The organism is Paraburkholderia sp. GAS448 (assembly GCF_050435685.1).
Taxonomy (GTDB): Bacteria; Pseudomonadota; Gammaproteobacteria; order Burkholderiales; family Burkholderiaceae; genus Paraburkholderia.
On sequence record NZ_JBNDKT010000023.1, the window covers coordinates 134,661 to 147,346 of the forward strand.

Annotated in this window: 5 protein-coding genes; all 5 read left to right on the forward strand. The window is 61.5% G+C overall.

The genetic code is table 11. From position 1 onward, the window contains the following. The first annotated feature begins 13 nt into the window (after positions 1–13). The 5 genes from P3T23_RS32305 to P3T23_RS32325 are packed head-to-tail and all read left to right on the forward strand — an operon-like array spanning position 14 to position 12,325. Positions 14–8,371, forward strand: a complete 8,358-nt coding sequence (locus tag P3T23_RS32305) for a choice-of-anchor Q domain-containing protein (protein ID WP_429320135.1) — start codon at positions 14–16, stop codon at positions 8,369–8,371. Positions 8,372–8,384: 13 nt separating this feature from the next. Further along, complete coding sequence (locus P3T23_RS32310) at positions 8,385–8,903, forward strand: hypothetical protein (RefSeq protein WP_429320136.1); 519 nt, start codon at positions 8,385–8,387, stop codon at positions 8,901–8,903. Between the two features lie 42 nt (positions 8,904–8,945). Beyond that, positions 8,946–9,764 carry an outer membrane lipoprotein-sorting protein gene (locus tag P3T23_RS32315; RefSeq protein ID WP_429320137.1) on the forward strand — a complete coding sequence of 273 codons (819 nt, stop codon included), beginning with the start codon at positions 8,946–8,948 and terminating at the stop codon, positions 9,762–9,764. Between the two features lie 27 nt (positions 9,765–9,791). Next, positions 9,792–10,628 (forward strand): hypothetical protein, encoded by an 837-nt coding sequence (locus P3T23_RS32320; RefSeq protein ID WP_429320138.1) that lies wholly within the window; start codon positions 9,792–9,794, stop codon positions 10,626–10,628. A gap of 2 nt (positions 10,629–10,630) precedes the next feature. Beyond that, positions 10,631–12,325, forward strand: coding sequence for a cytochrome C (locus P3T23_RS32325; protein WP_429320139.1), 1,695 nt, complete (start codon positions 10,631–10,633; stop codon positions 12,323–12,325). Positions 12,326–12,686: the final 361 nt, after the last annotated feature.

The following is a 12,686-nucleotide window of genomic DNA, read 5'->3' on the forward strand; positions in this document are numbered from 1 at the left end:
GGGGAGAAACGCGATGAGATCCAACAAGTTTAGGGCGACGCTCTTCGACTTGCTCAAGGCAGGTGTCGCGGCGTCCATTCTGCTGACGGCCAGTGGGGTATCTTTCGCCCAGGTCGTCAATCTGACAGCGAAGGCCAGCACTGCTACGTTGCCCGACGGACAGGCTGTGCCGATGTGGGGCTACGGCTGCTCGGCGGCCGCGGTGGCGCCCGCCACCTGTGCGGCGTCGAACCCGCACGCCGGAGCGAGCTGGTCGCCGGTGGTGATCACCGTGCCGTCTGGACCCCTGACGATCAACCTCACCAATAGCCTGCCCGGTGCCGTGCCGACCTCGCTCGTGATCGTGGGGCAGTTGGGCGGCGGCCTGGGGACGACGGCGACGAGCATGCCGAGTCCGCCGCATCCGACGCAAACCGCAACAACCTGGCCGATTGCCTCCAGCGCGACCGGCGCGACGTTCACGCCGCCCGCGCAAGGACCGCGTGTCCAGTCGTTTGCAACCGAGGTGGCGAAGGGCCAGACAACCTCGCTGACCTGGAACAATCTCAGCCCCGGCACCTATCTGCTCGAGTCGGGAACGCATCCGTCGATCCAGGGGCCGATGGGGCTGTACGGCGTGCTAGTTGTGAAGACCCCGGTCGGCGGCAGCGTGAGCTGCCCGGTGGCGACACAGACCTATCAGGCCTATCCGAATATCTGCTATGACGCCGACGTGCCGCTCCTGTTGAGCGAAATCGATCCCGTGCAAAACGCGGCTGCCGCCGCGGCGGTGACGACGGCGGGCTTCAGCGAAACCCTCGTGTGGTCGGGTCAGCCCGGCGGCTGCGGCGATTCGAAGTCGACGACGTTCGGCACCTGCTATCCGCCAACGGTGAACTACGACCCGCGCTACTACCTGATCAACGGTGTCGCCTTCGACCGGACCAATCCCGGCGGGTCCTCGTTTGCCGCCACCGCGCCTGTCGCTACGGGCCAGGTGCTCGTGCGTTTCGTGAACGCTGGTTTGCGGATGCACGTTCCGTCGATAGTCGGTACGCAAACCGGCAATCCTGCGGTTTCCGGTTTCTCGCTGATCGCCGAAGACGGCAACGTGCTGCCCGGCAGTCCGCGGGTCCAGTCGGAAGTGTTTCTGGCGGCCGGCAAAACGCAGGACGTGTTGTTGAACGCACCGGCGACCGGCGCAACGGCGCTGCCGGTGTTCGACCGCGAACTGAGCCTGTCGACCAACAATCAACGCGACGGCGGCATGCAGGCGTACGTCGCAGTCAATGGCGGCGCGCTGCCGACGGCGGGGGCTGCCAATCAGAATGCGGTTGCCAATGCCGCTAACTACTTCTTTATCCCGGGCACCACGTTGACCGTGTCGGACCCGGCCAGGGGCGTGAAAGCCAAGGATGTCAATGTCTATGGCGTTGAGGTCAAGACGACGACCACCGGCGGCGCGCTCACTCTGAACCCGGACGGCACGTTCGTCTATGTGCCGAATGCCGGCACGACGGCTGACAGCTTTGTGTATCAGGCGAACGGGAATCCCGCCGTATCGGCGACGGTCACGCTGTCAGCGTGCAGCGCCGCCAACGGCTGTCTGTCCGGCGCGCCGGTGGCCAGTAATGCCAGCTTCACCAGCAACATCGCGTCCCAGATGCAGATCAGCCCTAGCGGCGTGTTGGCGTACGCCAAGGACCCTTCAGGCCTGCCACTCACAGCCGTTCTTGTCGGAGGCAGTCCCACTGGCGGCACAGTCACGCTGAATCCGGACGGATCCTTCACGTCGGCCCCGACCACTCCTCCCACTGGAGCGTCTACTGCCACGGTGACCTTCAAGTACAAGGCGGTCAATTCGCAAAACACATCGAGCGCTCCCGCGACTGTGACCGTGACGTTCAAGGGCGGCAGCGGACTGGTCGTTACGGTGAAGGATCCAAAAAATGGAGTAGCGATCAACGACTACCGCTGGATCATCGAGGAAGACCGTACCTTCCTGATTGACCCTGCCTGCCAGGTCAACTCAACCGACCCCAATGTGAGGCCAGCCAGGTGCCCGCCTTTGCCTGTGCAAAGTCTCGGAACCAACTTCCATTCCAGCCACATGCCGGTGGTTGCTTCGGGCTGCGTCGGCACCTTCGCTTGCGAGTCCGGGCAGAAGCTCCTGGGCCAGCCAGCCGTGTGTGATGTTGGTAACGGTGCGTGCCGCACGGGGGCTACGCAGCAGACCCCGGTCTCCCCAGGTCAGGTCGCCCTCGACCCGAGCAAGCGCTATTACATCTCGATCTTGCCGGGTGATGCTGGCAACACGTTCACTTCCGGCGCTGGCGCCCCAGTGAGTCTGGGCGGCGGCAAATCAAGGCCCTTCAGCATCGATACCGACTGCGGACCTTATAGCCCCGGTAGCTCAACCTGGGCTCCCGGAACCGGTACTTGCGGCCATACCATGGGCGGCGCACCGATCGCGGCGGGCAGCGGGCCGAAGGCCGTCACCGTGGCGCCCCAAGAGGCGCCTCTCCCGACAGCGAAGATCGCGGTATTTGTATTCGAGGATGACTTTCCGCTTAACGGCGAAAACGACGCTGGCGGCGGAGTTGACGCCCTGGCAACCCAGGAGCCCGGCCTGGGAGGATTCCAGATCACGCTCAATGACCAGGCTGGTGGCTTTGGTGATGCGACCGGACAGCCGACCTACGACATGTTCAATATGCCGTTATCGAATAGCCTGGTTGGCACAAAAGATCAGCACACCGGGCTGGATGCGTGCCCGATTTCAAAAAATCCGGACGGGCTGGTGGGCATGATCGTCACCTGTCCGCATTTTGAGTCGGACGGTAAAACGCCTTCGCCACTCGAGGGTCAGGCTGTCATTGCCAACCTGTACCCCGGCCTGTACGAAGTGGTGGCCACGCCTAACGCCGATCGAATTGCCCGCGGTGAAGAGTGGCTCCAGACCAACAGCCTGGATGGTACGAAGGGTCACGAGGCTTTCATCAAGGCCGGCGAGCCGGCGTACTTCCAGGAGTTCGGGCCGGCGGGATACCACGTCTCCATCGGCTTCGCGAACCCGAAGATCATCAATGCCCGGAAGGCTGGAGTGTGCGCCAGCGCAACGGCTCATTGCACCAATACGGTTAAGGGCAAAGTCACGATGGCACGCCCAAGCCGGATACCAGATGAGCGACTCTATAGCAGCGGTTCGTACGATGCCTATCGTTACTCTCAGTGCTACGTGAGCCTGGGTGACCCGGATGCCGAAGATTTCGCGTTCACAAAGTGCAACAACGATGGGACCTTTACGTTTGCGAATATTCCCGATGGTAATTGGAGAATCACTGTTTTCGACCAGTGGAACGACCTCATCGTCGACGGCCTTTCGATGCCAGTAGCGGTGTCGGGTGGCAATGTCGACATGGGAGACATTCCGATACAGCAATGGCGCACGAATCTCTACACCCGGACCTTCATGGACATCCACGGGGACGGCGTCTCGCACGGCGATGACCCTGGGGTGCCATTTGCTGCGACCAACGTTCGGTTCCGGGATGGCAGCATCTCCAACTTCAACACTACCGATCTGAACGGTTTCGCTAGCTTTAACGAAATCTTTCCGTACTTCAACTGGCTTACGCTCGAGACTGACACCACGCGTTTCAAACAGACGGGTGTTCACGTGGTCTATGACGCGGGCGGCCCCGCGGACGGGCATGGCGGGGGTACCTCGACCATCGCCAGCGGCCTCGCGAACACGCTGGAAAACAACCATCTCCCCACCAACCTGCGGGTACCTGGCGCGGTGTACTGCGACAATGCCGACTGCACCGGCTTTTCGATCCACAATGGCCCGGGCAGCAGCGCTGCCAACCCTTCCACCGGTCGCATTGATCCCCCATGGGTGACCGACGAGGCCTGGCAAGGCTTTATCGGCAACGCCGAGTTTATGGAGTTTGGCAAGAAACCGTTCGCTACCGGCGAGAACGGCGGCATCAAGGGTGAGGTGATTTACGCCTCGACGCGGCCATTCGATGATCCCACGCTGCTGCTCCACACGAAATGGACGCCTGACGTGCCGAACGTGACCATCAACCTGTATCAAACGGGCACGGCTCCGGATGGAACTCCCAGCCTGACGCTGGTAGACACCACCATGACAAGCAGTTGGGACGATTGGGCGCAAGGCTTCCGTTCCGACGGCATTCCCAACATGAACTGCCCGGGCCAGGACGCTACCAGTCCCTTCTTCTTTACCTTGAAGGACAGCAAGCAGTGGCTCAATCCAGGCACTACGCTGCCGAACAACAGCCAGTTCAAATGCTATGACGGCATGCCCGCGTTCAATCAGGTACAGCCGGCGCCTTACGACGGCATGTACCACTTCCCGAGCATCGTTGACCGAGATCCGGTGAACGGAGCACCCAGGGGCACCGGATCAGTCAACGGCACGCCAGGATCGCGCCCGGGTACGAATTGCACGATTTGTGTTGCGAACCCGGACGACGGCACGCCGATGCTGCCTGCCGGCAAGTACGTGGTCGAAGTCGTGGTGCCACCGGGTTACGAACTGGTCAAGGAAGAGGACAAGAACATTCTCATTGGCGACAACTACATAGCGCCAGTGACCCAGCAGTTCGCCGGTTTGGGCGCCATCTTCATCCTGCCTGACCAGGCCGCGGTGAATGCCACCTATAACCGGAACAGTGCGCTGAACCCGACGACCAATCTCGGCTCTGAGACCTTCCCGCGAAACGAGGGTGATACCGGGAGTGTCGAGGAGTACTGGCCGTGCGTGGGTCAAACGCGCGTCGTGCCCGACTACCTCAGCCTGTTCCCGGGCGCGCAGGAAGTCGCGCCATTCGCCGGGGCTTCGCGGCCCCTGTGTGACCGCAAGCAAGTCACGCTCGCGGACCAGGCGTCGGTGTTGGCGAAGTTCTACATCTTCAGCTCGACGCATGTGGCGGCCCATTTCGCCGGCATCATCACGGACGACTTTGCTTCTGAGTTCGACCCGTTTTCGCCGATATTCGGTGAGAAGTTTGCCGTCCCCAACCTGCCGGTCTCCTTCAAGGATTTCAATGGAAATGAAGTTGGACGCTTCTATTCCGACCAGTGGGGATTCTTCAATGGCTTGAATTACTCGACTTGGGAAGTCAACCCACCCAACCCAACCGGGTACGCGCCCACGGTGATGGTCACTTGCATGAACGACCCGGGCCCGGTTCCAGATCCGTTGCATCCTGGCCAAACGATGACCGATCCCCTGTTCAACTCGAACTACAGCCAGTTCTGCTATGAATGGGCGTTTATGCCGGGTGAGACCGCGTACATGGATACGCCGGTTATACCCACTTCGGCCTTCGCGGACAGCTATACCCCACCGGACTGCAAGTACCCGGATGCAACGCCGGCCATCGCCAGCGTGACAGGCGACACGATCGGCGGCGGCGCGGGACCGTGGGTCAGCAATCCCGGCAAGATACTGACGATTACGGCGCGAGGTGATGATATGAATGTGCCGAATCCTGCCTACTCTGGGCCTGCGGCAACGAAAGCTCCGTTTAACCTGAAGTTCATCACACGGCACTATGGCTTCGGTGCGCAACAGGGATCGGTGACGATCGGAGGCATGCCGGCAATCCCGATGTCATGGAGCGATACACAGATTAAGGTGATGGTACCGGCGTTGCTTGGATCGCAGTCGAGCTGCACGATCCAGCAAAGCGGCGTGTCGGCGCCTACGATGTGCGGTGAACTCGTCATCACGGCCGCCAACGGCAAGCGCTCGATCGACACGGTCACCGTCACGATCGGCGGCAAGGCTCCGACGTATGTAACTCCAACCTCCATCGTGAACAGCTCCGGCGGCCCTGTGACCGGCGTGTCTGCCGAAAACGCGATCCAGCTTGCCATCGACAAAGCCGCCTCGGGTGATCTGATCATCGTCGGTCCGGGTACCTACAAGGAAATGTTGCTCATGTGGAAGCCGGTGCGGCTGCAAGGCGTCGGCGCGGCCTCTGTTACGGTGGACGCGAACACCCATCCCGCGGGCAAGATGGATTCTTGGCGGCGCCAGGTCAACTGTCTGTTTGGCTTGTCTTTGAATGGCGGTTTCATCAGCAGCACGAATCCGTATGATCCAAACGGCAATTTCTCTTGTTCCTCAACGATGCAAGGGAAGTCGGACCCGACACCGCTTGAGCCCCTGGTCGGTTGGGACCCAAGCCTCAACGGCAATCTTGCGGAACTGTTGCAGGAGCCCACGTTGATGGGAGCCTACGAAGGTGCGGCCATTACGGTCCTGGGGAAAGGACTTAAGAACGCGAATGCTCCTGGAGTCTGCGACGCGTTGAATGGCACCGGTTGTATTCAACTAAACGCTAACACTGGGGCTACGGGCGACTGCAACGCAACTTCCCCATTCTTCGGGAGCAATTTCCTCTGCAACCCATCGCGCGTCGATGGCATGAGCTTCACCAACAGCTCAGCCGGTGGCGGCGGCGTCTTCCTCCACGCCTGGAACCATTCCACGGAAGTTTCCAACAACCGGATCTACGGAAATTCGGGGACTTTGTCGGGCGGCATCACCGTCGGCCAGATGGAAACCCTGGAGGCTATCATCGCTGCGGATGGCGTGACTCAAGTGCCGTTCGGGTTCAACAGGAATGTGCGCATACATCACAACTCCATCACGCAGAATTCCTCCATCGGCGACGAATTGAATTCAGTCACGCCGGAGGCGGCCGGTGGTGTCACTATATGCACCGGGTCCGACACCTACCGGTTCAACTACAACTGGGTGTGCGGCAATATGAGCGGTGGCGACGGCGGCGGTTTCACCCACTTCGGGTTCAGCGTCAACGGCAATATCGCGGACAACTGGTTCCTTTTCAACCAGAGCTTCAACCCGACGATCCCGACCAACGGCGGTGGGCTGTCGGTCATGGGCGCCCCGCCGGATGGAGCGATCTGTGAAAACCTCACTGCGGATGCGGATTGTCCGCCAGCGCTGTCCGATGGCGTCGGCCCCGGCCTTGTGATCGACTCCAACCTGATCGTAGGCAACAGCGCCGAAAGCGGCAGCGGTGGCGGCCTGCGGATGCAGAGCGTGAACGGCACCGAAGTGGCTCGCAATGCCACCAATCCGGCAAGCTGGTATAGCGTGAGCGTCACCAACAACGTCATCGCGGATAATGTTGCAGGCTGGGATGGCGCTGGGGTCTCGCTCCAGGATGCGTTGCGGGTGAACTTCATCAACAACACGGTGGTTTCCAACGACACGACGGCTTCGTCCGGGGTGCTCTTCAACACGCTTGGAGCAGCCAATGCCAACACGCCCCCGCCGGCTGCTGGAAGCGGGAACGGCTCTAGTTGCACTCCGCAGCCGGACCCGAGCCAACCGCAAAATCCAAGTTGCGTCAACCCGGTCACAACATCGACGCCCCAGGCTGCAGGACTGGTTGCGATGAGACATACCTCGAACTTGATCGCGTCGTTGCCCGCGACGGTAACCTGCCCCGCAGGCTATCCAACTCCTACGGCTTGCAGGGAGGTCTCATACCCGACGCTGCAAAACGACCTGTTCTGGCAGAACCGCACGTTCAACATTAACGTGGGCTCCTTTGGTCCCGGTCTTCTGAACCAGCAGCACCTGGTCACACTGGTTCCGACCTTGAGTCAAACCTCCACGGGCAACTGCCCAAGTGGAGCGAACTATTGGGACATCGGCATCCGTGGCGACACGGGACCGACCAACCATAACTCAGGGTTCACGCTCCAGCCGGTGAGTTCGATACTGACCAGTCTCAGCGGTGGTTACAGTGGCAATGGGAACCAGGCGCCGGGCAGCCCTGACTTTGTCAGCCAGTACTGCAACGGTTCGCGCATACCACCGGAGAATGGAGGGCTAGGCTATAACGTGGCTCCAGGCATCTCGGACGCGACCCTGCCCAACCCGGTGTTCAACCTGACTCCGGCGGCGACGGTGGATGAAGGCAACAACTGGGTCAACATGGCTTACGGTCCGCTGTCGCTGAACAATGCCGCTGCCTACTCGAGCCCAGGGACGTCAATGCCTGTGCTGGGCAACTACTCAATCACGACGGGTTCGCCGGCGATCAATAAAGGCAAGGCGGCGGGTGCGCCAAACCATGACATCTTCGGCACATCAAGACCGCAAGGCTTAGGGTTCGACATCGGCGCGGTCGAACTCCGCCTCCTGCCCGGCCTCCCGATCGATCCGCTCGCATTGGGGAGCCAGTCGGGCGGTCTGCTCGGCCTGTTGCCGGGATTGGCGCCGAACCTTGGCGGGATCCTGCCCGGCGGGGCGCCGAATCTGCCCGCGACACCGCCGCTGAATCCGGCGCAAGTGCTGCCGGCGGTCATACGCTGAGGGGGACGCTGCAATGAAACTTCGATCCCTCTCGACGTCGCCGGCGGTGCTGTTCGCGAGCAGCGTCTGTCTGGCCGCGACCGTGGTTCAAGCGGTCGCGGCCCAGCAGGGCGCACCGGCGGCGCTCAAACCGCCGGTGGCTTCCACGCCCAGGCACTCGCCATATTTGCCCGTGAATCTGCCGCAGCACGCGAAGAACTACTACGGGCTGATGAGGGGCATCGACAACCTGAGCGTGCGCCACACCGCATCGGGCAATCTGATTCGCTTCAGTTATCGCGTGACCGATCCGGTAGCGGCGCATCTGCTCGGCGAGAAGACCGCGACCGCCTATCTGTACGGGGAAGCGAGCCACACGTTGCTCGAGATTCCGGTCATGGACAAGATCGGCCCGCTGCGCCAGACCGGTCCACTGGAAGTCGGCCAGGAATACTGGATGGTGTTTTCCAACAAGGGCAATCCGATCAAGGCGGGGGACCGGGTCGACGTATTCGTCGGCTCGCTCCATATTGACGGACTGATAGTCAAATGATCGCGGAACAGCGATCTGCTAGATAAATAGAGGAGGTGATTCATGACCCGGTTTCTTTTGATGGCGATCTCGGCGGCCTCTGTGGCCGGTCTTCTGGCATCCGGCCCGGTTGCGTTCGCAGCCTCGACCGCAGGAACGGCGCAGGCCGCGGCGGCGAGTCACCTGAGTGCGGCGCAGATCGTCGACCGGAACGTCGCGGCACGCGGGGGGCTTCAGGCGTGGCACGCGGTCAATACGATGACGATGTCGGGGCAGATCGAAGCCGGCGGCACGAAGAACACCAGGCTGCCGTTCGTGATCACGATGAAGCGGCCCCACAAGAGCCGCTTCGAGATTCGCTTCAACCAGCAGACGGCGTTTCAGGTCTATGACGGCACACAGGGCTGGAAAGTCAGGCCCTTCCTCGGCCGCGATGAAGTCGAGCCCTATACGCCTGCGGAAGCCAAATCGGCCGCGGTATCGGCTGAACTGGACGGCCCGCTGATCGATTACGCGAGCAAGGGCTCGCGGGTCGAGGTGCTGGGCATGGAACCGGTGGAAGGGCACCGCGCGTACATCCTGAAGCTGACGACGAAAGACAATGCGTCACGCCGCATCTGGATCGACGCAGCCAGTTTTCTCGAACTGAAGATCGACGGCGAACCGCGCAAGCTCGACGGCAAGATGCACGACGTCGCCATCTTCTATCGCGATTACCGGAAAGAAAGTGGGCTCGTCGTGCCGCACACGCTGGAGACCGTTGTCACCGGTGGCAAACAGCCGCACAAGTTGACGATCGAGCATGTCACGGTGAATCCACCGACGGACGACACCCTGTTTGCGAAACCGCAGCTGGCCATGGCCAAAATGCCGAGCCACTAGCCGAACATCCGTCGGAGGTTCACGGCCATGACAAGAATTGTATTGTGGATGCTCGTCGCGTTCCTGACGGTGGCGGTGTATGCGAGTGAGCAGATACCGGCGGAGCACGATCTGAGCGCGGACCAGATCGCCGAGAAGAACGTCGCCGCGAGGGGCGGCCTCGACGCATGGCGGAAGGTCCAGACGATGGCCTGGGTCGGTCACGTGAATAGTGCGAAAGACCCTGCGCAGGATCTGCCGTTCGTCCTCGCGCTGAAACGCCCGAACAAGACACGTTTCGAGATCACCGTGCTCAACCAGAAGGCTCTCCGGGTATTCGACGGCAGGGAAGGCTGGAAGGTGAACCCGAGCGGCATGGGCGGCGGGAATCCGCGGCCGTACACGATGGACGAATCGAAGTCCGCGCGTGACGAGCAGGTTATCGACGGACCGTTGATCGACCATGAAGCGAAGGGCGTCAGCATCACGCTCGATGGTATTGATAAGGTCGACGGACACGATGCCTACCGCCTTGCTGCGAAGCTGCCTTCCGGCGTGATCCGCCATGTGTGGATCGACGCTCAAACCTTTCTGGATGTGAAGTACGACCGCGAGGCGCGGGGCCCTCATGGGCCGGTCACTGTGGAAGTGAGCTATGGCAACTACAGGAACGTCGACGGATTGCAGATACCGTTCACGATCGAAAGCGGCGCAGCGGCTTCCGGAATGAGAGACAAGCTGACGATCGACAAGGTGGCGCTCAATCCGCCGCTGGACGATGTGATTTTCGCCAAGCCCGCCTCGCTGGGACGGCGCAATTCGGTGTCGGTCGACGCCAGCGCCTCGCCGCCGGTGCCTCGCGCGATGACCCGGCCGAGCCCCTAGCCATGGACTGCGCCCGGGTCAGCCGAGGAGCCATCGCGCGGGTACGATCGATCGCGGCGCCCGCGCTCGTTCAATTTGTCTTGCTCGCCGCATTGATTGTGCCGGCGGACAAGGCGCACTCTGCCCCGCCAACGCCGTCCGTAACGGCAGCGAACACGGGGGAAGCGATCTTCCAGAAAGGCGTGCTGGGTTCGGGCGAACCGGTTGAAGCGATGCACGACGGTGGCGTGAACCTGCGAGGCGCTGCCGCGGCCTGCATGAATTGCCATCGGCGCAGCGGCCTTGGATCCAGAGAGGGGAACAACAACATCCCGCCGATCACTGACCGGTATCTGGTCCATCCTCGCGTAGAGAACCCCGAAGAGTTCGACCTCCCGTACATTCCCGGCATGCGCACCAATCGCGAGCCCTACACCGATGCGACGATCGCGAGAGCAATACGCGAAGGACTCGACTCGGAAGGCAAGCCGCTCAGCAATCTGATGCCGCAGTACGCGCTGAACGACACCGACATGGCAGCGCTGATCGGCTATCTGAAACGCCTCGATCGACGCAGGTCAGCAGGTGTGACGGACACGGTGCTGCACTTCGCTACGATCATCACACCGGATGCGGACCCGGTGAAACGGCGTGGCATGCTCGACGTGCTCAAACAGTACTTCGATGACAAGAACGTGTTTCCGCTTGGCGCGACGCCGCCGCTGCGCGCGTCTCACAAGATGATGTTCATGGTCAATCGTCGCTGGGAGCTGCATGTGTGGGAGTTGAGCGGACCGCCGTCGACCTGGCACGAACAGTTGAAGCGCCTATTGGTGGAACAGCCGGTGTTTGCGGTGCTGTCGGGACTCGGCGGCAAAAACTGGGCGCCGGTCCACGAGTTCTGCGAGCGGGAGGCCGTGCCGTGTCTCTTTCCCAACGTGGAAGTGCCGGTCGAAACCGACCAGGATTTCTATTCCGTGTATTTCTCGAAGGGCGTTCTGCTCGAGGCGGCGCTGCTTGCCACGCGGATTCTCGATGAAGCCCATGGCAAACCCGTGCAAGCGACGACAAGGGTCTGGCAGGTCTATCGCACAGGCGACAACGGCGAGCGGGGAGCACAGGCGCTTGCCGCCGCGTTGAAGGGTCATGGTATCGTGGTGTCGAACCGCGCTCTGGCGCCAGGCGACAGCATCGCGCGCTCGCTGCACGGAATGTCACGTGCGGACGTGCTGGTGCTATGGCTGCGTCCGCCCGACGTCGCGGCGCTCGGGCGTTTGCCACCGCCTTCGGACACCGTGTTCATGTCGGGGCTGCTGGGCGGGCTCGATAGCACACCGTTGTCGGCGAGCTGGCGCGGCGTCACGCGCCTCGCCTATCCATTCGACTTGCCGGACGGACGGCGTGTCCGTGTCGACTATGCATTCGGTTGGTTCTCGATCCGCAAAATCCCGATGGTCGCCCCGCAGGTCCAGGCGGACACTTATCTCGCGTGCGGTCTGCTGGCGGAGACGCTTAGCCATATGGTCGATGCGTTCGAGAGGGATTACCTGATCGAGCGCATTCAGGACATGCTTGAACGCCGCATCCTGACCGGCTACTATCCGCGCCTCACGCTGGCGCCGGGGCAGCGCTTCGCGTCCAAAGGCGGCTATATCGTCCGCTTTGCCGAGCCGGAGCGAGTCAGGCTCGTTGCCGACGGGGACTGGATGGTGCCGTGACGATGTCGTGAGATCAGGCGTGGAGGGGCGCGCAAGAACTCATGAAATGTCGTGGTCTGCGCGGTCGGGAGCCTCCCCTACCGCAAGAATAGGACGTTGACCCATGTCGTTTCTCGTCGCCCGTTTGCACAAGATAAACGTGGCGAGGGGCACGCATATCCCGTCGGGATAGGTCACTGCAGTCGCAAGATATTTTCCTCATTTCGCTCTTTGTCGTCAGGCGAAACCGAGGAATGCAGTCATTGACTTTTGCCGCCGTTGGTAAATACTGACGAGTGCATCAAATAGTGCCCTATTCCTTAGGCGGCGTAGCGAACATGCTTTTCCTGGAACAGATTGCGAATCACGTGAGGCTCCTTCT